The organism is Streptomyces sp. NPDC098789 (genome assembly GCF_044759975.1).
In the GTDB taxonomy this organism is placed as follows: domain Bacteria; phylum Actinomycetota; class Actinomycetes; order Streptomycetales; family Streptomycetaceae; genus Streptomyces.
Genome location: NZ_JBIWAJ010000010.1, coordinates 100,571 through 125,681, shown reverse-complemented (window position 1 = coordinate 125,681; position 25,111 = coordinate 100,571). Strand labels below are relative to the sequence as shown.

Here is a 25,111-nt window from a genome sequence, read left to right as displayed (position 1 = left end):
TTGGGCGTCACAGCCGGCGTCGGGCTCGGACCCGGACTCGGACCCGGGCTCGTCCTCGGGCTCGGATCCGCCATCGGGCTCGGGTCGGCGATCGCCGCTCGGTTCAGGAGCCCTCGGTCGGTCCGGCCTGGTCCCATCCGGGCGCCCGCACGTCGAGCGTGAGGCTCCCCGGCGCGACCTCCTCGCCGCAGGTCCGGCACGTCGACGCCGGGTCCAGGTCGTGCTCGGCCTCGTGCGCGGAGCCGGGTCCGCCGCGGTGCCGGAAGGCGACCGGCGGGGTGTCCACCGCCCAGCGATCGCCCCAGGTCAGCATCGCCCGCATCACCGGCGCGAGATCGCGGCCGGCCTCCGTGAGGTGGTATTCGAAGCGCGGCGGGCGCTCGCTGTAGGCGCGGCGCTCGACCACGCCCGCCTCCTCCAGTGCGCGCAGTCGCGCGGCGAGGCGGTCGCGGGGGGCGCCGGTGTTGCGGACGATCCGGTCGAAGCGCTGGTTGCCGTAGAAGATCTCGCGCACCGCCAGGAGGGCCCAGCGTTCGCCGATGAGTTGCAGCGCGGCGGCCACGGAGCACGGTCGACCGGGCACTTCGGGGTGCGGAACCGCGTGCGCGGCCCGCTTCGCATTCGAGGTCACCTCCCCATCATCCCCGACTCCGTTGTGTTTTCAAACTCACACGACTAATCTCCGCCCCATGACAGTTGGAATTTCAAACCCACACCGCGCGTCCCGAGCCGTTTTCGCGACGGTCGCGGCTGCGGTCTTCATGTCGAACCTCGACCTCTTCATCGTCAACGTCGCCCTCCCGGAGATCGGCCGCTCGTACGGCGGCAGCGGCCTCGGCTCCCTCTCCTGGGTGCTCAACGGCTACGCGATCGTCTTCGCGGCACTCCTCGTGGTCGCCGGCCGCGTCGCCGACCGCTCCGGGCACAAACCGGTCTTCCTGACCGGACTGGCGGTGTTCACCCTCGCCTCGATCGGCTGCTCGCTCGCTCCCGGCGTCGGGACGCTGGTCGCGGCACGGCTCGTACAGGCCGCCGGCGCCGCGCTGTTGATGCCCACCTCGCTCGCGCTGTTGCTCGACACGACGGCGCCCGAGAAGCGTGCCGGAGCGGTGCGGGCCTGGGCGTCGATCGGGGGGATCGCCGCCGGACTCGGGCCGGTGGCCGGTGGGCTGCTGGTCGAGGCCGGATGGCGTTGGGTGTTCATCGTCAACGTGCCGGTGGGGATCGCGGCGATCGCGCTCGGCATCAAGGTGCTGCCGTCGCCCGGGCGCGCGGGGGCGGGCAGGAGCGCGCTGCCCGACCTGTTCGGCGCCGCCCTGCTCACCGGATCGATCGCCACGCTCGCGCTCGGTCTGGTCAAGGCTCCCGATTGGGGTTGGACGAGCGCCGCGACCCTCGGCGGCCTGGCTGCCGCGGTGCTGCTCGGTGTCTGGTTCGTCCTGCGCTCGGCCCGCCACCCCGTGCCGATCGTCGAGCTGCCACTGCTCCGGGTTCCGGCGTTCGCATCCGCCGCGGCCGCCCTGACGCTCTTCGCCGTCGCCTTCGCCGGCATGCTGCTCGGCGCGGTGCTGTGGTGCCAGGGCGTATGGGGCTACTCCGCCCTGCGCACCGGCCTCGCCATCGCGCCGGGGCCCTTGCTGGTGCCGCCGGTCGCCTTGCGGATCGGGCCCGCCGTGGCCCGGTTCGGCGCGGGCCGCATCGCGCTGGCGGGAACCGTACTGTTCGCCGCCGGCATCCTGTGGTGGGCCGCCGCGCTCGACACCGGCTCGGCCTACGCGACCTCGCTCCTGCCCGGCATGATGCTGACCGGCCTCGGCGTCGGCATGACGCTCCCGGTCCTGACCGGGGCGTCGGCGGCCGCCCTCCCGCCGGCCCGCTTCGCCACCGGCTCGGCCATCACCTCGATGGGCCGCCAGATCGGCGCGGTCCTCGGCGTGGCGGTCCTGATCGGCCTCCTCGGCACCCCGACCCCCGAACACGTCGTCACCGCGTTCCAGCACGGCTGGTACGCCGTCGCCGCGGCGTCCCTGCTCGCCGCGTGCGCGACGCTCCCGCTGGTCCGCGAGCCGCGACCGTCCGTCGCCGCCGCGACGGCGACGGTCGACGCCACGAACGCCACGAAGACCGGCGCCGCCTGAGGAAGGGGTCCCGTCCGCCCGAGGACGGACGGGACCGTCACTCGCCCCCGGGCGTCGGTCCTCCAGGCGCAGGCGCCGACGGAGGCGCAGGTCCAGGCCCAGGTGCAGGTCAGCCCCTCGCCGCCGGAGCCGTCCGCGCGAAGTGGCGGGCGCCGGGTACGAACGCCGCGGCGGCCGGTACGAGGAAGCAGGCGGCGGCGCACACGGCGAGCACCGGGGTGACGCCGAAGGCCGCGATGGCCGGCGCGATCAGGGCCAGCCCGACCGGCGCCAGACCGTAGGAGACGAGGAAGTCCAGCGAGGAGACGCGGGCCAGCTTGTCCGGGGCGACCTCGCGCTGGGTGGCCGTGAACCAGGGCACGTTGAACAGTTCGATGCCTGTCCCGGCGACCGCGTAGGCGGCGACGACCACGGCCGGGTGCACGGGCAGCATCAAGCTCAGCGGCGCGACACCGTAGGCGGCCAACCCCGCGAAGGCGGCCCACCCCTGCGAGCGGGGCCGCCACCGGGCGGTGACCAGGGCCCCGCCGAGCGCGCCCACGGTGTACGCGGTCACGGCCGCGGCCAGCACCCACTGGGTGTCGTAGCGGTCCCGGCTGATCAGGGGCAGCGCGACGCTGGTGACGGAATACCCCAGCGCGATCACCGCGGTCAGTCCGCCGAGTCCGGCCAGGAACCAGGGGTGGCGGCGCGCTTCTCGTATCCCCTCCAGGAACTCGGCGCGCAGGCCGGCGCGCGGCTCCGGCTCGGCCTGCGGGTCCGCCGGACCGGCGGCACCCTTGCCGGGGACGAACGCGGCGACCAGCCACAGCAGGCCGATGCCGAGCAGCAGCGTCCTGATGTCGAGGACGGCGGCGAGGAGCGCGGTCAGCGCGGGCCCGGCAAGCGTGCATCCGCGGACAGCCATGGTCAGCGCGGCATTGGCCTGTTGGCGGCGCTCGGGCGCCACGGTCTCGGCGGTGAGCGCCTGGAACGCCGGGCGGCAGGCGCCCTGTCCGGCGCCCGCGAGGGCGGCAGCGGCGGTCATCAGCACGAGCGAACGGCCGAGTCCGGCGGCGAGCAGGGGCGCGGCGACCGCTGCCGCGAGGCCCGACCAGAGGACGACCGCGCGGCGGGAGTGCCGGTCGGCCAGCACGCCACCGACGGCGACGGCGGCCAGGAAGCCGATGGTGCGGGCGGCGAGGACGAGGCCGAGACCGGCGGCGCCGAGACCGCGGTGGAGTACGGCGAGCCCGAGGACGAAGGGCAGGGCCCAGGTCGCGAGTCCCGAGGCGGTGGTGCCCGCCCACAGGCGCAGGAACGCGGTGTCGCGCAGCACCGAACGTGGGCGCGGGGTAGGGGTCTTGGCCGCGATGGGCGCGGGTGTGGTCGCCACGGTGTGGTTGCTCCTCGGGGTGGGGGTGGCGGCTCGTCGAACCGCACCCGGGTTTCTTAATGAAAATGAATACCATTACAGTACCCTTCACACGCAGAGCTTCTGCCCTGTGCACGACAACACCCACGCCCGCGCTCCCGGACCGGAGAACCCATGCGCCACCCCGCCCGCCTCGGCATCGCCCTGACCATCGCCCTCGCCACCGCAGGCTGCTCCACAGCGGCCGGCGACGGCTCCACGGCGGACGACGGTCCCGCCGCACGCGCCTCCACCAAGGCGGCCTCCTTCACCAGTTGCGGCCGTCAGGTGTCCCTCACCGCACCCCCGAAGCGGACCGTCGCCCTGGACCAGACCTCGACCGAGACCCTGCTCGAACTCGGGCTCCAGGACCGGACGGCCGGAACCGCCAACCTCAAGACGAAGATCCCCGGCCAGTACGAGGCCGCGTACGCCAAGATCCCGGTCATCGCCCCCAAGATCGCCACCGGTGAGCAACTGCGCGCCGCCACACCCGACTTCGTCGTCGCCGGCTCCGCGGACCTCTTCACGAAGGACCGGGCCGGCACCCGTGAGGAACTGGGCGCCCTCAAGGTCCCGACCTTCGTGAGCGCCGTGGACTGCCCGCGGCAGAGCCCGGCCGGCACGGCCCCCTTCGAGCTCCTCTTCTCCGACTACGAGAACCTCGGCAAGGTCTTCGGCGTCGAGGAGCGGGCCGGCAAGCTCGCCGCCGACCAGCGCGCCGCCGTCGCCAGGGCCGGACAGAACGCCGCCAAGGCCGCCCGGGGAGCGGGCCGGCCCGGCCGGCCCACCGTGGTCTACCTCTACTCCGTCTTCAACGGCATGCCGTACGTGGCGGGCAGGACCGGCCTGCCCAGCGAGATGAGCCGGATCATCGGCGCACAGAACGCCTTCGACGACGTCGACCAGGACTGGCCGGAGGTCTCCTGGGAGGAAGTGGCCAAGCGCGACCCCGACTTCATCGTGATCGGCGACCTGTCCGAGCGCGGCCGGCCCGGCGACAGCGCCAAGGAGAAGCGCGCCGCGATGACCCAGCATCCGGTGATCTCCAAGCTGGCCGCGGTCCGTGACGACAAGGTCCTCGAAGTGCCCGGCATCGAGCTGGATCCCTCGGTGCGCTCCGTACACGCCCTGGGGTTGCTGGCCGACGGCATGAAGGGCCTCGGATATGTCCGCTGACCCCGTCGCCCGGCAGGGGATGCGGGACCTCTCGCCTCCGGGCCGGTCCGCGGCGGCCCGGAGGCGCTCCTCCTCCTCGCCGCGGTCGCCCTCGTGGCCTCGGTGACCGCGTCCGTACGCATCGGCACCGCCGACGTGGGCTGGACCGACCTCGCCCGCGTGCTCGGCTCCCGTCTCGGCCTGGACGTAAGGCCGTTGCCCCCGCTGCTGGACTCCCTCGTCTGGGACCTGCGGCTACCGCGCGTATTGATGGCCGCCCTCGTGGGCGCCTCGCTCGCCGTGTGCGGCACGGTGCTCCAGGCGGTCACCCGCAACGCGCTCGCCGACCCCTACCTGCTCGGCGTCTCGTCGGGGGCCTCGGCGGGGGCCGTCACCGTGGTCGTCCTCGGGGTCGGCGCCAACGCCCTCGGGGTCACCGGCGGCGCCCTCGCCGGCGCGCTGCTCTCCTTCGGGCTGCTCCTGCTCCTGCTGAAGCGCACCGGACTGGACTCCGTCCGCATCGTCCTCACCGGTGTCGTCGTCGGCCAGCTCTTCACGGCGATCACTTCGCTCGTCCTGATGGCCTCGGCGGACGCGGACACCACGCGGGCGGTCACCCACTGGCTGCTGGGCTCGATGGCGCCGGCCCGCTGGAACGCGGTCGTGGTCTGCGCGATCGTCACCCCGCTGGGGCTGGCGGCGGCCTGGCTCTGCTCCCACTCCCTCGACGGGCTCGCCTTCGGCACCGACACCGCCGCCTCCCTCGGGATCGGCGTACGGCGCACCCGGATGCTGCTGCTCGTGGTCACGGCCGTGCTGACCGCCGTGGCGGTGGCCACCGTCGGCGCCATCGGATTCGTCGGGCTGATCGTCCCCCACGGGGTGCGGTTCCTCGTCGGCCCGCTGCACCGGGTGCTACTGCCGTACGCGGCGTTCGCGGGCGCGGTGTTCCTGGTGTGGACGGACGCGCTGGCGCGGATCGCCTTCGCGCCCCGCGAGGTTCCCGTGGGCGTGATCACCGCCCTGCTGGGCGTACCGCTCTTCCTGCTCGTCCTGCGCAGGAGGGGTGAGCTGTGAGGATCACCGCCGAAGGGCTGAGCTGGTCGGTGGCGGGCAGGCCGGTCGTGCGCGACGTCTGCGTGGACATCGCACCCGGCGAGACGGTCGGACTGCTCGGCCCGAACGGCTCGGGCAAGTCCTCGCTGCTGCGCTGCCTGGCCGGGTTGCGACCCCCCGACGAGGGCACGGTCCGCTACGACGGCGAGTCCGTACGCCACTGGAGCGCCCGGCGGATCGCCCGTCACGTCGCCTTCGTCGAACAGGGCTCGGGCGCGGACAGCGACCTGCTGGTCGCCGATGTCGTCGGCCTCGGGCGGACCCCGTACCGGGACCACTGGCGCGGACCCGACGCCACCGACCGCACGGTGGTCGCCGCCGCGCTGGAGCGCGTCGGACTCACCGCACTGGCCGACCGCCCCTGGAAGGCGCTGTCGGGCGGTGAGCGCCAGCGCGCCCACATCGCCCGGGCGCTGGCCCAACAGCCTTACGGACTCCTGCTCGACGAGCCCACCAACCATCTCGACATCAAACACCAGTTGGAACTGATGGAGTTGTCGACCGGCACCGAGCAGACGGTCCTGGTCGCGCTGCACGACCTGTCGCTCGCCGCCCGGTACTGCGACCGGCTGCTGCTCCTGCACCACGGTCGCCTGGTCGCCGCCGGCACGCCCGCCGCCGTCCTGACCTCCGATCGGCTCGCCGAGGTCTTCGAGGTGGACGCGGAACTCTCCACCGATGCCCTGGGCAACCCCGCGCTCACCTGCCGGGGCCCGCTCGGAGCACCGGCTGCCGCACCCCGACCCGCCCCCATGAAAGGAACCCCGTGAACCCCGTGAACCCCATGAACACTGTGGACCCCGTGAACCCCGCGAATCCCGTGAATCCCCTTACCGTCGACGCCCTCATCGAGGCCGTCCTCGCCGGCGAACACGGCCCGCTCCCCCACCGGCTCGTCGCGACCAGCGTGTTCTGGATGCACCACGGCACCCGCCTGGCCGGCGGCGACACCACCTACCTCAACCAGTACGTCCTGGTCCGCCTCGGCGGCTCGTTCGGCGGCTGCGCCTTCGAGGCCGGCGAGATCGCCCCGGCGATCTGCCACGGCTCCTCCGGCGCCCCGCTCGACGTGCTGCTGCGCGAGGGCCCGCGCCCGCTGCGGATCGCCGCCCTCGACGCCTACCTCTCCGAGGCCCGCCCGCACCGCGTCGCCGCCGGGGCGGGCGACGCCGAGTCCGTGACCCTGCCCACCGGTACCCCGGAGCTCCGCGCGAAGGCCCGTGACGCGGCCATCGCCGGCCTCCTGGACATCGAGGAGGGCGCCAAGGTCGGCCTCATCGGCGTCGTCAACCCCCTCGTCGCGGCGATCCGCGAGCGCGGCGGCACACCGCTGCCCTGCGACTTCAACCTCAAGGCCACCCAGTGGGGCGATCCCGTCACCACCGACATGCACGAGGTGCTGGAGAGCGCCGAGGCCGTCGTCGCCACCGGGATGACCCTGAGCAACGGCTCGTTCGACACCGTCCTGGAACGCTGCCGGTCCCGCGGCATCCCGCTGATCGTCTACGCGCAGACCGGGAGCGCCGTGGCCCGCGCCTTCCTCGGCTCGGGCGTGACCGCCCTGTCGGCGGAACCGTTCCCCTTCTCCCAGTTCAGCGCCGAGGAGACCGCCCTGTACCGCTACCGGACGGTGGGCCGCGCATGATCCGCGCCCCACGTCCGGTGGCGCCCGGCGGCGGTGGCCTCCCCACCGGCGCCGGGTACGCCCCCTGCCACCACGGCGAGATCCTCCAGGGCGTCTTCCTCGACGGCGCGGGACGCCGGTGCGCGGGCCTGGTCACCCTCCCCATGGCCGGCCCCGGCAGCCGCGCCACGTTCGTCCGTCGTCCCGGCACCGAGCCCGGGGAGCTGAGCGTCGTACCGGCCGACCGTACGAAAGCCGCGGGGGCCGCCGCCCTCGCGGTGGCGGAATGCGCGGAGCGGGCCGGCCAGCCGCCCTGCGGCGGGGAGTTGTGGCTCACCGGTGACGTGCCGGTGGGACTCGGCATGGGCAGCTCGACCAGCGATGTGATCGCCGCCGTGCGCGCGGTCGCGGACGCGTACGGGCTGCGGCTGTCCGCCGAAACGGTCGCCCGGCTGGCCGTGCGCGCGGAGCTGGCCTGCGATCCGCTGATGTGCGACGGCCGCCCGGTGCTCTTCGCCCAGCGGGAGGGCAGGGTCCTGGAGGTCCTCGGCCCCCGGCTGCCGCCGCTGGTCGTCGTGGGCTGCGCTCTGGGCGGGGGCGCGCCCGTGGACACCCTGGCCCTGAACGTGCCCGAGCCCGGCGACGACGACGTGCGGGCCGGGGAGCGGCTGCGCGGGCTGCTGCGCCGGGCGGTGGCCACCGGTGACGTGCGGCTGCTCGGCCGGGTCGCGACCGCCAGTGCTCGGCGCGGCCAGCGGGTCCTCGGCCACCCCGAGTTCGACGCACTGTGCGGCATCGCCCGGCGGGCGGGAGCGGTGGGCGTCCAGATCGCGCACAGCGGGGCGGTGGCGGGGGTGCTCTTCGACCCGGCCGCGCCCGGCCTGCGCCACCGCGTGCGCGGCTGCCTGCGCGCCCTGGACGCCCATGCGATCCCCGCCACTCGTACCTTCACGACCTGCACCACCACCAAGGAGATCCGAAATGGACCAGCACATCGCGGAGTCGATCGGCAGGCCGGACCTGGTACGCCTCGACGACCGGCTCGTCTGCCTGCGATTTGAGACGATGAAGGTGGTCTCCGCCCTCGCCGCGGTGGGGCACCTGCTCGACACCGGAGTCGTGCGCCGCGGGGACACCCTGCTGGACAGCTCCAGCGGCATCTACGCCTACGCCCTCGCCCTGGCCTGTCACCGGCACGGCATGCGCTGCCACATCGTCGGCTCGACCACGGTGGACCACACGCTGCGCACCCAGCTCGCCGTGCTCGGGGCGACGCTCACGCAGATGGAACCGTGCGACGACCTCAAACTCGACCAGAAACGGCGCGTCGAGCGGATCCACGAGATCCTCGCCGAACACCCCGAGTACCACTGGATGCGGCAGTACCACGACGACATCCACTACCTCGGCTACCGCACGGTCGCCGACCGGATCCGGGAGGCGACCGGCGCGGACGGGCTCACCCTCGTCGGCGGGGTCGGCTCGGGCGCCTCCACGGGAGCCCTCGCCCGCTACCTGCGCGGGGCCGCCGACGGCCCGGCGAAGGCGGAGGCGAACGGGGAAGCCGGTGGGGAAGCCGATGTGGAACTCGTCGGTGTCCAGCCGTACGGCAGCGTCACCTTCGGCGCCGAACACGTCCGCGACCCGGAGATCATCATCGCCGGGATCGGCAGCTCGATCCCCTTCGGGAACGTCTCCCACGAGCTGTACGACGTCCTGCACTGGGTCGCCTTCGACGCCGCGCTGGCCGGCAGCGTCGACCTGCTGCGGCGGCACGCCGTCTTCGCCGGCCTGTCGACCGGCGCGGGCTACCTCGCCGCCCGCCACGAACGCGAGCGCTCCCCCGAGCGGACGGTCCTCTTCATCGCCGCCGACACCGGACACCGCTACGTCGACACCGTCTACGCCCGGCACCGCGAGGTCGCGCCGATGGCGGACTTCGCCCCGCGCGAGGTGTCCGACCAGGGCCAGCTGGCCCTGCCGTGGTCCCGGATGCGGTGGAACCGCGCCCCGGCGGTGCCTTCGCCCGCCGGTCGACCGGCCGAGGTGACCAGCACCTCGGCGCGGGCGAGCGAGCGCGGGTGATCTCCGGTCAGCGGCGGCCCGTGGCCAGGACGACGAGGAACTGACCGCCGCCCTGCTCGACGGCGGCGGTCACCGGCAGCCCCGGGACCAGCCGGGAGAACCGGTCCACCAGCCAGTCCGCCGCCTCCTGGGCGTCCTTCTTCGTCGGGCAACGGCCCACCATCTCGCGGCCGCCCTTGCGCTCCAACCGGTCGGCAACGGTGATCAGCGGCGCGGGTTCGACCACGTACAGGTGCTCCGGCCAGGCGATGACCACCTTGACCGCGCCCTTGCGGGTGTTGCACCCGCGGTGGGCGAGCCGCTCGGCGACCTTGGCCTTCCGGTCGGTGGTCCGGCTGTCGACACTGGGCCCTCGCGGGTCGTTCACCGACTCGTCGGGGTCGACCGGTTCGTCGCACACCCAGCACCGCCAGCCGTCGCGCTCGGCCACATCATCAAGGAGACTCATCCGAGCAAACTATCCTGCTCGACCGCCGCCCACGTACCAGGGGCTACGGGCGGACCACCGGTGGCTACCGGGGACCCGCGCCCGCCGCGGGCTTCGCCAGCCAATCGGCCTCGGTGGTCCAGAAGAGGCAGCTCGCGCCCAGGTAGTCGCCGGCGAAGTCGGTGAACCGTTGACGGGTGTAAGGGAGGCCGGTCCTGGGGTCCTTGGCGCCGATGTCGGGCTCCTGGACGGCCATGGCGACGACGGGGAGGACGTCCTTGTAGGCGTGGAGGAACTTGTAGGAGTTCTTCATCTGCCAGTCCCGGTCCGGCAGGGTGTCGGGTCCGCCGATTCCGATGCCCTTGTCCCGGGCGAGGTCGAACATCTCCTTCATGCGCTCGTGGTCGTCGTCGTCCGGCAGGAAGTTCACGTACTGGACGAAGGGCGTCTTGGTGAAGACCTTCCTGCCGTAGGCCATGTTCTCCAGTTCGGCGTCGATGTACGACGTGGAGTCGTATCCGGTGCGGTCCTTCTTCGTGTCCACTTCGATCGCGGTCTCGGGCAGGTTCACCCCGCCGAGCTTGCCGTCGAACTTCGCCGCCATGGCTTTCAGCAGTCCCTGGAAGTCCGTCCGCACGTCCTTCTTCCACTGCGCGGCCATGGCTCCGGCGCTCGTGACCACATCGGGGTTCTCGTCGATCGTCGGGGCGACCCCGCCCTCGTCCTTCACGTACTGGGGGACATTGGCGTTCTCGATGCCGTCCACGTCGAAGAACCGGTCCTGGACCTGGACGAACAGCTTCTTGCCGTGGCCCTGGAGATACGTCAGGGCGTCATCGATCCTCGACCACTTGTACTCGCCCTTGCGACCTTCGAGGGCCTTCCACGGCGCCACCACCTGGACACCGTGAATGTCCGGACGGTCGATCTTCGCCTTGATGTCCGGGGCCTTTCCGGACACGGCTTCCTCGAAATCTCCGAGCGACATGTAGAGGTAGTCCGTCGGCGCCTTGCCACGCGGGGCCGCGGGGGCCGCGACGGCCACCCCCGCCGTGCTCGTCAGAGCCACCGCCGTCAGCACGACGGATACCGATACGGGGAGCATGCGCTTCATCGTCATGCGCGGACGCTATGGGGCGATTCTCAGAAGAATATAAGAACGGCCGACAGACGCCGGCTGGGGTGGTCGAGCTGGCCGTGCTCGCCGTCGGCCGCGCCGCCGCGCCCGTGGAGCGGCCTCTGGGGCATGATCGTGCCCGTGAGTTCCGAAGAAGAAGCCGTGGCCTATGCCTGCATGATCGTCCGGAAGCCGGTCGCCACCGCGTTCCGCGCCTTCGCCGACCCCGACGTGACCACCCGGTTCTGGTACAGCAGGAGCAGCGGGCCGATGGTCCCCGGCGCCGAGCTCCAATGGGAGTGGGAGACGTACGGAGCCAGCGTCCGTGCCCGGGTCACCGCCGTGGAGCAGGACCGGCTGATCCGGTTCGAGTGGGGCAACTACACGGAGCCGACCCAGGTCGAGGTGACCTTCACCCCGCGCCCCGGGCTACCGGAGGCCACCTTCGTCGAGGTGCGCGAGACCGGCTTCCACGGCCGGGGCGCGGACCTCGTGGCGTGGCTCAACAACACCGTCGGCGGGTTCACCACCGCCCTGTGCGCCATGAAGGCCCTCCTCGAACACGACATGGAGATCGGCGCCGTCGCCGACCACCACCCCGCCTGACCGAGGGGACCGGGACGGCCGGGCGTGCGGAGCCGCTCAGCTCCGCGCCCGGAGGGTCTTCGTCAGCAGCCCGCCCGCGACCATCAGGGCGACGCCCAGCCACCAGACGTTGCCGTCGAAGACCAGCACCGCGATGCCGATCGGCACCAGCAGCCCCGCCAGGGGCAGCAGCAGCGAAGCCCCCTTCGGCGTGCTCTCGCCGCGGGCGCGGGCGCGGACCACGCCCGGGTACCAGACGGTGAAGCGCAGGGCGGCGACGATCGCCAGGACCTGGATGATCCAGCCGGTCCAGATGTTGTCGGGGTTGTGCAGGACCAGGTCGCCGTAGCCGCCCGCGAGGGCCGCCACCAGGAACGCCAGGCCCCACACGCCGGTGATCACGTAGTTGGTGCGCAGGAAGGCCGGTGCGTGCCACAGCGACGGGTCGACCTGTTCGCGGGCGTACTGGAGGGTGAAGGGCATCCGCACGGCCATCGAGCCGAAGGCGATCACCGTCAGGGTGAGGTTCGCGATCTCCCCCGCGTACGTCTCCAGCCAGCGCAGCGTGCCCTCGCTCGCGAGGGCGCCGATGACGGCCAGCGCGGCGAAGAACACGACGTCGGCCAGCTCCAGCAGCTTCCAGGAACCGCCGCGGCGCACGAACCGGCTCAGGGCGATCAGGGCGAGGGACGTGCCGAGCGCGATCCCGACCGCGATCTCGAACCGCCCCGGGCCGACCACCAGCGAGAAGACGATCCACGGCGCCATCCCGACGACCGGGTTCTCCAGGAAACCGGAGACGGGTCCGGTGGCCGTGCCGTAAGCCTCGGAGCGGGTTTCTGAGCGCACCCCTCCAACGTACGCGCCGACCCACGGGACGCGCGCGGCGGCGGGGGCCGGACCGGCCGTGCGGTGGCGGCCCCGCCGCGGCGGTGCGTCAGTTCTGGGCGGTGTCGTCGCTCGCCTGCGCGGCGGCCTCGGCGGCCTCGGCGGCGAGCGCCTTCTCGCGCATCTTGCGCACCAGCTCCGCCTTCTGGTCGGCGGCGCCCTGCCGGTCGAGGTTGCGGTGCGGGCCGTTGTTCTGCCGTTCGGCGCGGGACAGCTTCTTGCGGTGGCCGCCGCCCTGGCCCACGGGGTTGTTGATGTTCTTGCTGTCGGTCACGAGCTCTCCGGGAATGAGGTGAAGCGATCTGCGGATTCATCGGTGGGGACGGGCGCGGCGTCGTCGTAGGACGTCAGCAGGGGTCCGTCACACCCTCCATCGTAGATCGGCGACCGGACGGACATGACAAGGGACGGATGCCCGGTCGGTGCCGGGTCGTGGCCCGGTCCCCTTCATCGGCGGGCGCGGGCGAGGGTGGCGGGCAGTTCCGCCCTGCTGCGGATGCCCAGTTTCCGGTAGGTGCTCGTCAGGTGGGTCTCCACGGTGCGCCGGGCCAGGTGGAGGAGGTCGGCGATCTCGGTGTTCGTCCGGCCCGCCGCGGCCAGTTCGGCGATGCGGCGTTCGCTGTCGGTCAGGGCCGCCGAACCGGTCCGCGCCGCGGCCGGGACCCGGGCGCCGCCCTCGCGCAGGGCCTGCTCGGCCAGCGCCAGCAGCCGCAGGCCGCCCTTGCGCTCGGCCAGGTCGGCCGCCTCGCGCAGCCGGTCACGGGCGCGGCCGCGTTCGCCGGCGGCGAGGAGCTGGCGGCCTTGGGCGAGGAGGGCCTCGACCAGCTCCATCCCGGCGTCGGCGGGTGCGTGCCTGAGGGTGCCGACCGCTTCCTCTGCGAGGTCCAGGCCCCGACGGCCACCGGTCGCGGTGCCGAGGACGCGCAGTGCGCGCCCCACCGTGCGCGGGGTGTTCCACACCCGCGCCAGCCGCAGCTCCTCGGTGGCCAGGGCCAGGGCCTCCTGGTCGCCGCCGAAGGCGAGCCGGCACTGGGCGACTGCGGTCCGCCAGGGGGTGACGACCGGGCTGAACACCTCCCGGGCGCTCTGGCGGCGGCCGCATTCCAGGAAGTCGTGCAGCGCGCCCGCCGGGTCGCCGGCGGCGAGGCGCTGCACCCCCCGCGCGTAGAGGAAGCGGTTCAGCTCCCACGACTCCGGGGCCCGGCCGAGGTCGAAGGCTTCGGCCAGCCGTCGGGCCTCCTCCGGGCGGCCGGTGTGGACCAGCGCCATCAGCACGTGGGCGTCCCGGTTGGAGGGCCCGCCGTGGGCACGCGCGGCGACGGCCGCACCGTCGCCGCGCACCGCGATCAGCCGGGCGACGTCGCCGCGGGCGGCCGCAATGTCCGCGCGGGTGTTGAGGAGCGCGTCCTCCATGGGGTGGAGCAGAGCGGGGTACTGGCCGACCAGGCCGCGGTCCACGAGCCGCTCGGCCTCGTCGAGTTCGTCGGCCCATTCGGCGACCGCCGCCGCCGTCCCCAGCAGGAAGGGCTCGGCCAGCGGGTCGCAGGGCTGCGCGAGCAGGGCCCGTACGCGGGTCATGGCCTCGGCGGCCGAGATCAGTCCGGCGGTCGCCTCGTACCGCACCAGCAGGGCCCGACTGGCGGTGCCGACGAGCTCCGGCGCGTCCTCGCCGCTCGCGGAGAGCCTGCGGTAGGTCTCCTGACGGGAGGCGAGGTCGGCGTCGGCCAGCAGCGCGGTGACGGTCTGGACGGTGCGGGCGAGTCCCGGGTGGCCGTCCAGGCCGTCCTCCGTGCGCCGCATCACCTCCAGCGCCGTGGTGACCTCGCCGCGGCCGACCAGGGCCGTGCCGAGGGCCACGGCGGCGCGCACCCGGTCGCGGGGTGCGGCCGGCAGGTACTGGGCCTCGGCCAGCCGGGCGATCGCCACCGTGCCGTCGTCCGAGGCGTACTCCAGCGAGCCCAGTTCGGTCAGCAGGCGCTGGCGGTGGTCGTCGGAGAGCGGTTCGTCCAGGGCGCGGCGCAGATAGCCCGCGGCGTCGCGGGGGCGCGCGTCGTGCACCGCGACGGTCGCCGCGTCCCGCAGGACGCGCAGGGCCCAGGGCAGGCCGTCGCCCGGGGTGCGCAGCAGGTGGGCGGCGACCGTCTCGACGCGCTCGCCGCGACGCAGCATCGTCTTCGCGGCCACCAGGTGCGCCGCCTCCCGCCGGGTGGTGGGCCAGCCGCTCAGCACGGCGTCGCGCAGCAGGCGGTGCGCGAAGCGCGGCAGGCCGGCGGGGTCCGGACGCAGGAGTCCGATGCGGGTCATCGCGGTGAGCCAGCCCGTGACCCGTGCGGGATCCGCTCCGGCGGCCTCCGCGAGGACACCGGCCACCCCCGGGCCCGTCGGGATCCGGGCCACGGACGGACCGGCCGGGACCCCGGCCGTGGCCGGACCTGCCGCGATCCCGACCGCGAACGGACCCGCCGGGGCGCCGGCCGCTCCGATGGCCGGATCGGGGTCGGCCGGAGGGCCGGACGCGGCCACGGCCTCGATGGCGCTCCCGGCGGGCCGGCTCGGGCGGTGCTCGGGTGGGGACGGCTGGGGCCAGGCCTCCTCCAGGGCGGCCAGGCAGCGGGCCACCTCGGCCGTCTCCGCGCCCGCGCTCTCCAGCCACCACGAGACGGCCGCCGGGTAGCTGCCGGGATACAGCGCGGCGCAGGTGTCCGGCAGCAGCGGGACCGCTTCGGGTGCGCCGCCGAGGTCGTGGAGCAGGGCGTGCAGGAGCAGTGGGTTGCCCGCACCGGCCCGCACGGCTTCCGCCGTCCCCTCGGGTCCGGCCGCCGGCAGGGCGGTGCGGACGAGCTCCGCGGCGGCCGCGTCGCCGAGCGGGTCGATGGTGTGGATGTGGACGAGCGAGGGCGACAGCGACCGGGCGAGCCCGGAGCGCCGGGGGCCGATGTCGTACTGGCTGCGCTCGCTCGCCACGAGTAATACGGGTAATCGGTCGATGTGGCGCACCGCTTCGCGTAGCCAGCGGCGTGACGCGGAGTCGGCGAGGTGGACGTCGTCGACCGCCATCAGGAGCGGTCCCTCGGCCGCGTACGAGCGCAGCAGCCGCCACAGTCGGGCGGCGTTCCCCCGGTCGACGTGGTCGGGCACGAGGTCGATGAAGTCCGGCACCGGGCCGAGGAGTTGCAGCACCGTGGCGAAGGGCACACCGGTGTCCTCCGGCGAGCACCGCGCCGACAGCACCCGCATGCCCGGTCCCCCGGCCTCCCGCACGGCGCCCTCCAGCACGGCGGTGCGGCCGGTGCCGGTGGCGCCCTGGAGCAGCACCAGGGAACCGGAACCGGAGCGGGCCCGCCCCGCCCGGTCCGCGAGGAGCGCCCGGGCGCCTTCGCGCTCGTGGAGTGGTGTGGTCATCGGTACCTCCGTGGGCAAGGGTGTGCTCCGCCGCCAGATGAGACGACCGCGCCCGCGACGTGGTGACCGGAAGTGGCGCAGCTCACTTCCGCTCGCCGGGGCCGGCCCGAGACCGAGGGGCACCGCCGTGACCTGCGACGACGTTCACGAAGCGGGCCGGCCTCGTGGTCATCACCACCGTGCTCTCGTGGTGGGGCCCGTGGTCGTCCACGATTGCCCCGCCCGTGGCGCCCGAAGAAGTGTTGGGGAGCTCATCGGCTACCGGCCCGAGCCGCACGACGGGCCGCTGCATAGGGGAAACGTTGCTCGACTCACCCCGGACCACCACCCTGCCCTCCGCCACGACGCCCTCCGCCGGTCCGGGCCCGCACGCGGGCTCCGCGGACCGGCGCGTGCCCGTGGCCGTGTACGCCGATGACCCGATCAGCCTGGAGGGGGCGGTCGGCCAGCTGCGCAGACGCCCCGAGGTCGAGCTGCGCGAGGAGTCCGGTCCGGACACGGTGGCCCTGCTCGTGGTGGACGCCCTCGACGATGCCGCGCTGACCCGGCTGCGCCGCCTCGTGCGCAGCGAGGGCGCACGCGCCGTTCTCGTGGTGGGCGCGATGCGGGAGAGCGAGCTGCTGGACGTGATGGAGTGCGGGATCGGCGCGATCGTCCGGCGCCGCGACGCCACGGCCGAGCGGCTGGTGCAGGCGGTGCTGGCCGCGTCCCGCGGCGACAGCGATCTGCCCGCCGATCTCCTGGGTCGGCTCATCCACCAGCTGGGCACGCTCCACCGGGGTGCCGCGGGCCGGCCCGGTCCGCCGGCCCTCGGGCTCACGCCGCGCGAGGTGGACGTCCTGCGTCTGGTCGCCGAGGGCTTCGACACCGCTGAGATCGCGGGCAAGTTGTCCTATTCCGAACGGACCGTCAAGAACGTCATGCACGGCCTCACCATCCGGCTCCACCTGCGCAATCGTGCGCACGCCGTGGCCTTCGCCTTCCGGGAGGGCTACATCTGACCGATCGGGCAACCGCGGGCGCCGGCGGGTGTCCGCGCGGGCAGGGCCGACTGCCCCGCCGTCGTCCCCCGCGCTCCTGTGGCCCGGATGCCGCCCGGGGGACGATCGGCGCAGGACGACGGCCCGGGCACGACCGGCCGTGCGGGCAGGGCAGGGCTGGGCAGGAGTACGCGCGTGATCCACGAAGTGGACGAGGTGCTCAAGGGCCTCCTCGGCGGCGGGGCGTTGACGGGTTCGGGCATCGAGGTGTCCTTCGAGGCACCGACCCGGGACTGGGCGGCCCGGCGCAACGCCCCCGTGGTCAACACCTACTTGTACGACATCCGGGAGGACGTGGCCCGGCGGCAGCGCGGTCGGACGGAGGTGCGCGACGATCGGGACGTGGTCGTGCGGCGCAGTCAACCGCCGCGCTGGTTCAAGCTGTCGTACCTGGTGACCGCGTGGACGAAGACCCCGCAGGACGAGCACCGGTTGTTGTCCGCCGTGCTCGCGACCCTGCTGCCCCGCGAGGTGCTGCCGCCGGAGGAACTGCCGGGCTCCCTGCGGGCGCTGGGGCTCTCCGTGCAGCTGACGGCGGCCGGCGTGCAGACGGAGGCACGCTCGCTCGCGGAGATCTGGTCCGCGCTCGGCGGCGAGCTGAAACCCTCGCTGGACCTGGTGGTGACCGCGCCCTTCCCGGCCTTCCCCGAGTACGAGGCGGGGCCGCCGGTCACCGAGGGCGCGACCGTCCGGCTGGGCGGGATGGACGGCGACCCTGCGGTGACCGGGGGCCGTTCGCACCGTCCCCACCAGGTGGCGGCCGCCCGGGCCGCCCGGGCGGCGCGGGCCGACGCCGGGGGCGCGCCCCTTCCCGGGGAGACCTCCCGCCGCTCGGACGCGCGGTGAACGCCCCCTACGCCGGCCTGATCCCGCAGCCGGCGGCCGACACGGGCGATGCGGGCGATCCGGGCCAGGGGCTGCTCGACCGTCTCGGCGCCTTGCGCGGGCGGGTGTCGGCGCTGGTCGAACAGCGGACCGCCGGTGATCCGACCGCCGACGACCCCCTGCGCGGGCTCTACCTGTCCGACGAGGCGGTCCACCACGTGCTCGACACCTGGCCCCCGGTGTCCGACGTGGCCGCCGGATCCGACCGGAGCGTCATCGCGGCGCCGTCGCACGACTCCGGGCAGGGGATGGACCGGATGGCCCGGCTGGCCGGGCGGGCGGGCCTCAGCGCGCTCGACGTCGCCGTCGTGCTCGTCGCCCTCGCTCCCGACGTCGACCGGACCTTCGAACCCCTCTACGGCTACCTCAACGACGACGTGAGCAGGCGCCGGGCGACGGTCGGTCTCGCCCTCGAACTCTGCGGGGTGCCCGCCCGGTCCGCCGCCGCCCGGGCCCGGCTGCACCCGTCCGCGCCCCTCCTGGCACTCGGCCTGCTGGAAGTCATCGAACCCGAACGCCCCTTCCTGACCCGCTCCTTGCGCGTGCCCGACCGGCTGACCGGCCATCTCCTCGGTGACGACACCCCGGACGCGGCCCTGCTCGGCCTGGTGCGCCCGATGCCGGATCCGCTGCCCGGCGACCGGACGGCCGAGCAGTTCACCCACCGGCTCGCGGCCCTCCTGGCGGCGGCTCCCGCCACCGTCTACCTGCGGGAACAGCGCGAGGGCGACGGCCTGGCCGCCTACGCCTCGGCGTTGCGCGCCGCGGGCCTGGACGGGCTGTGCTGCGCCGAGCCGGGCGAACACGTCGCCGAGCTGCTGCGCGAGGCCCGCCTCAGCGGCCGGGCCGTCGTCGTGCCGGCGCTGCCCGAGGCGCCCGGCCCGCTGGTCCGGGCGCTCGTCGCGGCGCCGGACGTGACGGTGCTGCTGGCCGGGCCCCGCCCGTACGACCCCCACTGGGCCCCCGAGGACCCCCTGGTCCTGGACGCGCCGGACCGCCGGGACGGAGGGACCGCCGCGTGGCGGGCCGCGCTGGGCACCGACGCCGCCGACGGCTTCGACCTGGCCGCGACGGTCGCCCCGTACCGCCTCGGCGGGGACCGGATAGGGCGGGCCGCGCGGGCGGCCCGGGCGCTGGCCGCCTTCGACGGCGCACCGCTCGGCGCCGCCCACGTACGGCGGGCCGCGCGCCGCCAGTCGGCCTCGGGGCTGGAGAGCCACACCCGACGCATCCGGCCGGCCGTGGACTGGGGGGACCTGGTCCTGCCCGCGGGCCCCCTGGCGCAGCTGCGCGAACTGGCCCTGCGGGCCCGCCACCGCGACCGGGTGCTCGGGGACTGGCGGCTCAGCGCCGGCGGGGGGCGCGGGCGGGGCGTGCTCGGCCTGTTCGCCGGGGAGTCCGGGACCGGCAAGACGCTGTCGGCGGAGGTCGTCGCCGCCGATCTCGGACTCGACCTGTACGTGGTCCAGTTGTCGTCGATCGTGGACAAGTACGTCGGTGAGACCGAGAAGAACCTGGAGCGGATCTTCACGGAGGCGGACCGCACCGACGCCGTGCTGCTCTTCGACGAGGCGGACGCCGTCTTCGGCAAGCGCTCCGAGGTCAAGGACGCCCACGACCGCTACGCCAACATGGAGAGCTCCTACCTGCTCCAGCGGTTGGAGTCCTTCGACGGGATCGCGCTGCTCACCACCAACCTGCGCGCGAACATCGACGCGGCGTTCACCCGGCGCCTCGACCTGGTGGTCGACTTCCCGTTCCCGGACCCGGGGCAGCGCCTCGCGCTGTGGCGGCACGGGCTGGCGCACGTGCCGTCCGCCGATGGGATCGACGCGGCTCCGCTGGCCCGGGACTTCGAGCTGGCCGGCGGCTCCATCCGCAGTGCGGTGGTGACCGCCGCCTACCTCGCCGCCGGTCGGGGCGACGAGGTGACGGCGCAGGACCTCCTGGAGGGTGCCCGCCGGGAGTACCGCAAGGCGGGGCGGCTGGTACCGGGCGAAGGCGGCTGGTGATCCGGCGGCCGACAGCCCGTGATCAGCCGGTCTTGGGGTGGACGATCTTCCACTCCTGGTTGCCCGTGTTGGTGCAGTCGGCGATGTCCAGCCGGTCGTCGACGGCCCCGCCCTTCACGTTCAGGCACTTGTTGTTGCTCGCGTAGTTGCGGATCCAGTAGTCGCCGCTCTCCTGCACGGCGATCCACCACAGTTGGTTGTCGGCGGTGGTCCCGTCGCAGGTGAACTCGCCGATGCCGGTCCCCACGGGCCGACCGTCGTACTCGCCGAGGTCCATGCAGAGCTGGTCCTTGACGTTGCGGATCTGGAAGAGGGGGGTGCCGCCCGGGCCGAGCACCGGATACTTCACCTCCAGGTTCCACAGCTGGTTGTCCACCGTGGTGCCGACGCAACCGGCTTGCGCGACGGGCTGGTTGATCCGGCCCTTGTCGAGCCCCGACAGGTCGGCGCACATGCGGGTGGTGGCATTGCGCAGCAGGACCTTCTCGGCGGGCACCACGGGCGCCGGGGCCGCGGGCTTCGCGGACTGCTCTCCCCCTCCCCCGCCGTCGGCGCCCGGCTTCTCGGCCTTGGGCGCTTCGGGGGTGGCGCTGGGCGAGGGCGGGGGCGGCGGGGCGAGGGGCTGGGTGGTCGGCAGCACGGTGCCGGCCTTTTCGGTCGCCTCGGTGGCCGCCGTGCGGACCTGCGGGTCGTAGGCCATCCAGATCATCACGAAGGCGACGGCCAGGGCGAGCAGCAGCCCGAAGGAGGTGGCCAGCCAGCGCGGGAGGAAGCCGCGCTGGACGTAGGTCCCCTCGACCTCCAGCGGCTCGGCCCCGGAGCGGCGCACCGCCAGGGTGTAGGGCCGCACCTCCTTGGAACCGAACCAGACGATCTGCCGGGGCCGCAAGGTCGTGTCGACGAACGCGGCGCGCCCTGCGTCGATCTGGACGTTCCCGGGGCGGATCTCGTAGGTGAGGTGGTCCCCGGTGTCGCCGCCCGTGATCGATGCCGTCACCTTGGTGTTGCCGAGGTTGTCCACCGCCAGCCTGGGGCGTCCGCGCAGGCGCCCCTTGACGGTCGGCGGCACGAGTTCGGCGCGCACCTCGGTGAAGGCGGTGACGGTCAGGTTCCCTTCGGGGACCGTCACGGCCTCGGGGTGCTCGGTCGGTGTGACGCGCACCGCGTACGGGTTCGGGCCGGCCGTGGCGTCGGGGGTGCGGGGCGGTGCGAAGGTCAGCTCCACCGTGCCGGTGGTGCCCGGGTACAACCGCAGGGTCGCCGGCTCCACCGTCGTCCAGGGCGCCACGTCGCCGACGGGTTCGAAGCGGTACTCGTCCACCACGTCACCGGTGTTGCGCACGCGCAGCCGTACGCGCGTACTGCTGCCCGGGTCGACGGTGACGGAGGCGGGTTCCAGGGAAGTCCATAGGCTCACCCCCCGCACGCTAACCGCGGCCCCACCGCCGGCCAGGAGCCGCGGGGGCAGACCTCGGGGCAGCCCGTCCGGTCCGCGCCGGCGCACGGCGCTGCCCCTGCCGCCGGCACCTCCCCTGCCAGTGACCGCGTCGCTGCTCCTCCGCTGTTCCTGTCGCTACCCCTGTCCCTGCCCCTGCGTGCCCCCGTCCAGGGAGCAGCGGGGGCAACGACCGTGCCCCCGTGCAGGTACCGGGGGACGTTTCGAGGGGGCGGCGCGCGCGTCAGGGTGGTGGTGTCCTGTCTCGTACCCGAGGAGAGCAGAGCATGCCGTCCTACCTGTCGCCCGGCGTCTACGTCGAGGAGGTGGCCAGCGGTTCGCGCCCCATCGAGGGGGTCGGCACGTCGGTGGCGGCCTTCGTCGGTCTGGCTCCGACCGGCCCGCTGAACGAGCCCACGCTGGTGACCAACTGGACCCAGTACGTCGCGGCCTTCGGCGACTTCACCGACGGCTACTACCTCGCGCACTCCGTCTACGGGTTCTTCAACAACGGCGGTTCGGCCGCGTACGTCGTGCGCGTCGGCGGTTCCGCCGGGGACGCCGCCGCTCAGGGCCCGGGCCGGGCGGCGGCGCCCGCCGCCGTCACCGGTGCGTCCGCCCGGCCCCCGCTGGCCGCCGCCCCGTCCCGCCCGCTCGGTTCCTTCGCCGTGGCCGCCGTCGCGGAGGGCCTCGGCCCGCTGTCCGTCGAGGTCGCCGACCCGGAGGGGGAAGGGCCGGCCGAGCGGTTCAAGCTGATCGTCAAGGACGGCGACAAGCCGGTCGAGACCTTCGACGTGAGCGCGAAGAAGGGCAACCGGTCCTACGTCGTCACGCACGTCAAGGAGCACTCCCGGCTCATCACCGTGACCGAGGCCGCGCCGTCGGGGCAGTTGGCGCGACCGGAGAACCAGACGGTGGACCTGCCGGCGCCCCCGGCCGCCCCGGCCCTCCCCGCCGACCGGGTCGAGGACTCCCACCCCGGCCCCGCGCAGTACCTCGGCGACTCGGCGGACCGTACGGGCTTCGGCGGTCTGGAGGCCGTCGACGAGATCTCCATGGTCGCCGTGCCCGACCTGATGTCCGCCTACCAGCGCGGTGCGATCGACCTGGAGGCCGTCAAGGCGGTCCAACTCGGCCTGATCGCGCACTGCGAGCTGATGGGCGACCGGGTCGCGATCATCGACCCGCCGCCCGGCATGAACGCCCGCTCCATCCGGGTCTGGCGCCAGGAGACGGCCAACTACGATTCCAAGTACGCGGCCCTGTACTACCCGTGGATCAAGTCCTTCGACCCGGCGACCGGCCAGTCGCGCCTGGTCCCGCCGAGCGGTCACGTCGCCGGCATCTGGGCCCGCAACGACAGCGAGCGCGGTGTCCACAAGGCCCCCGCCAACGAGGTCGTGCGCGGCGCGGTCGACCTCGAACTCCAGATCACCCGCGGCGAACAGGACCTGCTCAACCCGATCGGCGTGAACTGCATCCGGCCCTTCCCGGGCCGCGGCATCCGCGTCTGGGGAGCGCGCACCCTCTCCTCCGACCCGGCCTGGCGCTACCTGAACATCCGCCGGTACTTCAACTACCTGGAGGAGTCGATCCTGATCGGCACCCAGTGGGTGGTGTTCGAGCCGAACGACCACAACCTCTGGGCGCGCATCCGGCGCAACGTCTCCGCCTTCCTGGTCAACGAGTGGCGCGGCGGCGCCCTGTTCGGGCAGAGCCCCGAGCAGGCGTACTACGTCAAGTGCGACGAGGAGACGAACCCGCCGGAGTCGGTCGACCTCGGCCGGGTCATCTGCGAGATCGGCATCTCACCGGTGAAGCCCGCCGAGTTCGTCATCTTCCGGCTGGCGCAGTTCTCCGGCGGCAACGGGGAGCTGGAGGAGTGACCGGGTCCGGAGCCCGCCTCCGGCCCCGTCGTCTCTCCGTACCCCTGCGCGCAACTCCCGTCGTGCGCAACTCCCGTCGTGAAGTCGTGAAAAGGACAGCGAACACATGAGCCTCCAGCCGGGTGACGCCCTCACGTCACACAACTTCGGCCTCCAGATCGACGGGGTGATGGTCGAGTACCTCGCCGAGATCAGCGGTCTCACCCTCGAACAGGACGTCATCACCTACCAGCAGAACAGCGCGCAGGGCCGGCCCGAGGTGGCGCTGCTGCCGGGCGTCCAGAAGAACGGCCAGTGCACGGTCGTGCGCGGCATGACCCAGTCGTCGTCCTTCACCCAGTGGATCAACGACTCGATCCGCGGCCAGATGAGCACGGCCCGCAAGAACGCCTCCATCATCATGATGGACTACCAGGACAACCCGGTGAAGCGCTACAACCTGCGCAACGCCTGGTGCAGCAAGATCGAGACGAGCACGGTGAAGGCCGGCGAGGCCGCGGCGCTGACCGAGTCGGTCACCATCGTGTTCGAAGAACTGGTCATCGAGTAATGCGCCGTTCGACGACCAGGGTCGCGGCGGGGGCGGATCTTCCCCCCTCGGCCCCCGCCGCCGCGCCCGCCCCCGCCGCGCCCACCGGCCCGTCGGCGGAACCGGCAGCCGGGTGGTCCCTGCGCACCGAGTTCCCCTTCGAGCTGCCGCGGGGCTACGTGGACGAGGCGGGCACCGTGCACCGGGACGGTGTCATGCGGCTGTCCACGGCGCGCGACGAGCTGGTCCCGCTGCGGGACGTGCGCGTGCAGGAGAACCCCGCCTACCTCTCGGTGGTGCTGCTCGGCCGGGTCATCGTCAGGCTGGGCACGCTGGCGATGGTGCACGACGGGATCGTGGAGAACATGTTCGCCTCCGACCTGGCGTTCCTCCAGGACTTCTACCGCCAGATCAACGCGGAGGGCCACACCCGCGCGGCCGTGCGGTGTCCGCACTGCGCGGAGCCCTTCGAGGTGGAGCTCGGCGGGAGCCGCCTGGGGGAATCGTGACGTACGCGACCGACCGGCTGCACGAGGAGATCGCGTACGTGGCCTTCCACTTCCACTGGGAACTGGAGGCGATCTTGGACCTGGAGCACCAGGACCGGCGCCGGTACACCGAACAGATCGCGTCGTTCGTGACGCGCGCCGCACCGGAGGGCTGAGCAGGTGGCATTCCTGGACCGGCTGCGGGGGAGGCGGAGCGGCCGTGGCGCGTCGGCGCCCGGTGGCTCGCCCGCTCCGGGCACCGCGGCCCCGGCCCCGGTGCCCGCGCCTTCCGCGCCCCCGGTGGCCGTTGCCGCCTGGGCCGGCCTGCCGCCGCTGCGGCGGGCGACGGACGGCGCTGTGACGGGTGTCGCGGACGCCGGTTTCGGCGGGCGGCTGGCGACCTGGCAGGACCCGGCGTTCACCCGGGGCCCCTCCCCGGCGGTGCTGGATCCCGCGGCGGGCGGCGGCCTGCTCCCGGGTGCGGTGGCCGCGGCGGCCGGGCCCGTCGTGGGGTTCGGACGGCCCGCGCCCGCCCTGCCGTTCCCCGCGGCCGGGGTGCCGGTGCCTGCCGCCGGCGTGCCCGCCGTGCAGCGCGTGCCGTTGCCTGCCGCCGGCGTGCCCGCTGTGCGGCGCGTGCCGGTGGCGCCGCTCGGGGCGGTCCCGGTGGCGTCCCCCGTGCCGGGGGTCCACCCGGCGCGCCCGGGCGCCCGCCCCGTCGGGTCCGCCCCGGCGGGCCGCGTCCCAACTCCTGCGCGGGGGGCGGCCCGTGGCGCGGCGCCCACCCCGGCCGTGACCGCTGCCCCCGCAGGCCGCGCACCGGCCCCGGTACGGGAGCCGGCCCCTGCGGCGGTGACCACCAACGCTGCGACCGTGACACCTGCGGGCCGCGCACCGGCCCCGGTA

General features: G+C 73.9%; 23 protein-coding genes and 1 pseudogene. 16 read left to right on the top strand and 8 right to left on the bottom strand.

Annotated features, from left to right (window positions below; translation table 11 throughout):
• Positions 1 to 103: 103 nt before the first annotated feature.
• A complete protein-coding gene (locus ACIQWR_RS21140) occupies positions 104 to 631 on the bottom strand; it encodes a winged helix-turn-helix transcriptional regulator (RefSeq protein ID WP_404011636.1) in 528 nt (175 codons plus the stop codon).
• 58 nt (positions 632 to 689) lie between these two features.
• Between ACIQWR_RS21140 and ACIQWR_RS21135 the strand changes: the two genes are divergently transcribed.
• On the top strand, positions 690 to 2,138 hold the full coding sequence (locus tag ACIQWR_RS21135; protein WP_404011634.1) for an MFS transporter: 1,449 nt from the start codon (positions 690 to 692) through the stop codon (positions 2,136 to 2,138).
• 109 nt (positions 2,139 to 2,247) lie between these two features.
• Here ACIQWR_RS21135 and ACIQWR_RS21130 read toward each other — a convergent pair whose 3' ends face one another.
• Positions 2,248 to 3,513: an MFS transporter gene (locus ACIQWR_RS21130; protein ID WP_404011632.1), complete on the bottom strand. Its 1,266-nt coding sequence runs from the start codon at positions 3,511 to 3,513 to the stop codon at positions 2,248 to 2,250.
• Positions 3,514 to 3,666: 153 nt separating this feature from the next.
• Here ACIQWR_RS21130 and ACIQWR_RS21125 point away from each other — a divergent pair, with 153 nt between their 5' ends.
• From ACIQWR_RS21125 to ACIQWR_RS21100, 6 genes are all read left to right on the top strand, one after another.
• Positions 3,667 to 4,710 carry an ABC transporter substrate-binding protein gene (locus tag ACIQWR_RS21125; protein WP_404011629.1) on the top strand — a complete coding sequence of 348 codons (1,044 nt, stop codon included), beginning with the start codon at positions 3,667 to 3,669 and terminating at the stop codon, positions 4,708 to 4,710.
• Positions 4,711 to 4,812: 102 nt separating this feature from the next.
• Entirely contained in the window at positions 4,813 to 5,766 is a 954-nt protein-coding gene (locus ACIQWR_RS21120) for a FecCD family ABC transporter permease (protein ID WP_404011627.1), read from the top strand.
• Entirely contained in the window at positions 5,763 to 6,575 is an 813-nt protein-coding gene (locus ACIQWR_RS21115; RefSeq protein ID WP_404011624.1) for an ABC transporter ATP-binding protein, read from the top strand. Before ACIQWR_RS21120 ends, ACIQWR_RS21115 begins: the two co-directional genes overlap by 4 nt.
• 32 nt (positions 6,576 to 6,607) lie before the next feature.
• Positions 6,608 to 7,450 (top strand): Rossmann-like domain-containing protein, encoded by an 843-nt coding sequence (locus tag ACIQWR_RS21110; RefSeq protein ID WP_404011621.1) that lies wholly within the window; start codon positions 6,608 to 6,610, stop codon positions 7,448 to 7,450.
• Positions 7,447 to 8,490, top strand: coding sequence for a GHMP kinase (locus ACIQWR_RS21105; protein ID WP_404011618.1), 1,044 nt, complete (start codon positions 7,447 to 7,449; stop codon positions 8,488 to 8,490). Before ACIQWR_RS21110 ends, ACIQWR_RS21105 begins: the two co-directional genes overlap by 4 nt.
• Positions 8,411 to 9,514, top strand: a complete 1,104-nt coding sequence (locus ACIQWR_RS21100; RefSeq protein ID WP_404011615.1) for a pyridoxal-phosphate dependent enzyme — start codon at positions 8,411 to 8,413, stop codon at positions 9,512 to 9,514. Before ACIQWR_RS21105 ends, ACIQWR_RS21100 begins: the two co-directional genes overlap by 80 nt.
• A gap of 7 nt (positions 9,515 to 9,521) precedes the next feature.
• On the opposite strand, the gene ACIQWR_RS21095 is transcribed toward ACIQWR_RS21100, so the two are convergent.
• Together ACIQWR_RS21095 and ACIQWR_RS21090 are read right to left on the bottom strand one after the other, a co-directional pair.
• Positions 9,522 to 9,962 carry a hypothetical protein gene (locus ACIQWR_RS21095; protein WP_404011612.1) on the bottom strand — a complete coding sequence of 147 codons (441 nt, stop codon included), beginning with the start codon at positions 9,960 to 9,962 and terminating at the stop codon, positions 9,522 to 9,524.
• 64 nt (positions 9,963 to 10,026) lie between these two features.
• The gene (locus ACIQWR_RS21090) at positions 10,027 to 11,061 is read right to left on the bottom strand and encodes a hypothetical protein (RefSeq protein WP_404011610.1); all 1,035 of its coding nucleotides are present in this window, start codon (positions 11,059 to 11,061) and stop codon (positions 10,027 to 10,029) included.
• A gap of 138 nt (positions 11,062 to 11,199) precedes the next feature.
• On the opposite strand from ACIQWR_RS21090, the gene ACIQWR_RS21085 reads away from it, so the two are divergent.
• Entirely contained in the window at positions 11,200 to 11,664 is a 465-nt protein-coding gene (locus tag ACIQWR_RS21085) for an SRPBCC domain-containing protein (protein WP_404011607.1), read from the top strand.
• A gap of 36 nt (positions 11,665 to 11,700) precedes the next feature.
• Here ACIQWR_RS21085 and ACIQWR_RS21080 read toward each other — a convergent pair whose 3' ends face one another.
• The 3 genes from ACIQWR_RS21080 to ACIQWR_RS21070 form a co-directional block, all read right to left on the bottom strand.
• Positions 11,701 to 12,492 carry a hypothetical protein gene (locus ACIQWR_RS21080; RefSeq protein WP_404011605.1) on the bottom strand — a complete coding sequence of 264 codons (792 nt, stop codon included), beginning with the start codon at positions 12,490 to 12,492 and terminating at the stop codon, positions 11,701 to 11,703.
• Between the two features lie 88 nt (positions 12,493 to 12,580).
• Positions 12,581 to 12,805, bottom strand: coding sequence for a DUF6243 family protein (locus ACIQWR_RS21075; protein ID WP_404011603.1), 225 nt, complete (start codon positions 12,803 to 12,805; stop codon positions 12,581 to 12,583).
• Between the two features lie 173 nt (positions 12,806 to 12,978).
• On the bottom strand, positions 12,979 to 15,933 hold the full coding sequence (locus tag ACIQWR_RS21070; protein WP_404011600.1) for an AAA family ATPase: 2,955 nt from the start codon (positions 15,931 to 15,933) through the stop codon (positions 12,979 to 12,981).
• A 302-nt stretch (positions 15,934 to 16,235) separates the two neighbouring features.
• On the opposite strand from ACIQWR_RS21070, the gene ACIQWR_RS21065 reads away from it, so the two are divergent.
• The 3 genes from ACIQWR_RS21065 (at position 16,236) to ACIQWR_RS21055 (ending at position 19,870) form a co-directional block, all read left to right on the top strand.
• Positions 16,236 to 16,934, top strand: a complete 699-nt coding sequence (locus tag ACIQWR_RS21065) for a LuxR C-terminal-related transcriptional regulator (protein WP_404011597.1) — start codon at positions 16,236 to 16,238, stop codon at positions 16,932 to 16,934.
• A gap of 174 nt (positions 16,935 to 17,108) precedes the next feature.
• Positions 17,109 to 17,819, top strand: coding sequence for a DUF4255 domain-containing protein (locus ACIQWR_RS21060; RefSeq protein WP_404011594.1), 711 nt, complete (start codon positions 17,109 to 17,111; stop codon positions 17,817 to 17,819).
• Positions 17,816 to 19,870 carry an ATP-binding protein gene (locus tag ACIQWR_RS21055; protein WP_404011592.1) on the top strand — a complete coding sequence of 685 codons (2,055 nt, stop codon included), beginning with the start codon at positions 17,816 to 17,818 and terminating at the stop codon, positions 19,868 to 19,870. Before ACIQWR_RS21060 ends, ACIQWR_RS21055 begins: the two co-directional genes overlap by 4 nt.
• A gap of 22 nt (positions 19,871 to 19,892) precedes the next feature.
• On the opposite strand, the gene ACIQWR_RS21050 is transcribed toward ACIQWR_RS21055, so the two are convergent.
• On the bottom strand, positions 19,893 to 21,287 hold the full coding sequence (locus tag ACIQWR_RS21050) for an RICIN domain-containing protein (protein ID WP_404011589.1): 1,395 nt from the start codon (positions 21,285 to 21,287) through the stop codon (positions 19,893 to 19,895).
• Positions 21,288 to 21,592: 305 nt separating this feature from the next.
• Between ACIQWR_RS21050 and ACIQWR_RS21045 the strand changes: the two genes are divergently transcribed.
• From ACIQWR_RS21045 to ACIQWR_RS21025, 5 genes and pseudogenes are all read left to right on the top strand, one after another.
• The gene (locus ACIQWR_RS21045) at positions 21,593 to 23,191 is read left to right on the top strand and encodes a phage tail sheath subtilisin-like domain-containing protein (RefSeq protein ID WP_404011586.1); all 1,599 of its coding nucleotides are present in this window, start codon (positions 21,593 to 21,595) and stop codon (positions 23,189 to 23,191) included.
• A 106-nt stretch (positions 23,192 to 23,297) separates the two neighbouring features.
• Entirely contained in the window at positions 23,298 to 23,741 is a 444-nt protein-coding gene (locus ACIQWR_RS21040; protein WP_404011583.1) for a phage tail protein, read from the top strand.
• On the top strand, positions 23,741 to 24,229 hold the full coding sequence (locus tag ACIQWR_RS21035; protein WP_404011581.1) for a hypothetical protein: 489 nt from the start codon (positions 23,741 to 23,743) through the stop codon (positions 24,227 to 24,229). Before ACIQWR_RS21040 ends, ACIQWR_RS21035 begins: the two co-directional genes overlap by 1 nt.
• Entirely contained in the window at positions 24,226 to 24,384 is a 159-nt protein-coding gene (locus tag ACIQWR_RS21030; protein WP_385781393.1) for a DUF6760 family protein, read from the top strand. Before ACIQWR_RS21035 ends, ACIQWR_RS21030 begins: the two co-directional genes overlap by 4 nt.
• A 124-nt stretch (positions 24,385 to 24,508) precedes the next feature.
• Positions 24,509 to 25,111 (top strand): annotated as a pseudogene (locus ACIQWR_RS21025) (hypothetical protein); the annotation flags it as partial.

Excerpts from the sequence above, each read along its gene's own strand:
- ACIQWR_RS21035 (WP_404011581.1), top strand. The coding sequence starts at position 23,741 with ATGCGCCGTTCGACGACCAGGGTCGCGGCGGGGGCGGATCTTCCCCCC.
- ACIQWR_RS21040 (WP_404011583.1), top strand. The coding sequence starts at position 23,298 with ATGAGCCTCCAGCCGGGTGACGCCCTCACGTCACACAACTTCGGCCTC.
- ACIQWR_RS21070 (WP_404011600.1), bottom strand. The coding sequence starts at position 15,933 with ATGACCACACCACTCCACGAGCGCGAAGGCGCCCGGGCGCTCCTCGCG.
- ACIQWR_RS21100 (WP_404011615.1), top strand. The coding sequence starts at position 8,411 with ATGGACCAGCACATCGCGGAGTCGATCGGCAGGCCGGACCTGGTACGC.
- ACIQWR_RS21090 (WP_404011610.1), bottom strand. The coding sequence starts at position 11,061 with ATGACGATGAAGCGCATGCTCCCCGTATCGGTATCCGTCGTGCTGACG.
- ACIQWR_RS21125 (WP_404011629.1), top strand. The coding sequence starts at position 3,667 with ATGCGCCACCCCGCCCGCCTCGGCATCGCCCTGACCATCGCCCTCGCC.
- ACIQWR_RS21135 (WP_404011634.1), top strand. The coding sequence starts at position 690 with ATGACAGTTGGAATTTCAAACCCACACCGCGCGTCCCGAGCCGTTTTC.
- ACIQWR_RS21095 (WP_404011612.1), bottom strand. The coding sequence starts at position 9,962 with ATGAGTCTCCTTGATGATGTGGCCGAGCGCGACGGCTGGCGGTGCTGG.
- ACIQWR_RS21045 (WP_404011586.1), top strand. The coding sequence starts at position 21,593 with ATGCCGTCCTACCTGTCGCCCGGCGTCTACGTCGAGGAGGTGGCCAGC.
- ACIQWR_RS21105 (WP_404011618.1), top strand. The coding sequence starts at position 7,447 with ATGATCCGCGCCCCACGTCCGGTGGCGCCCGGCGGCGGTGGCCTCCCC.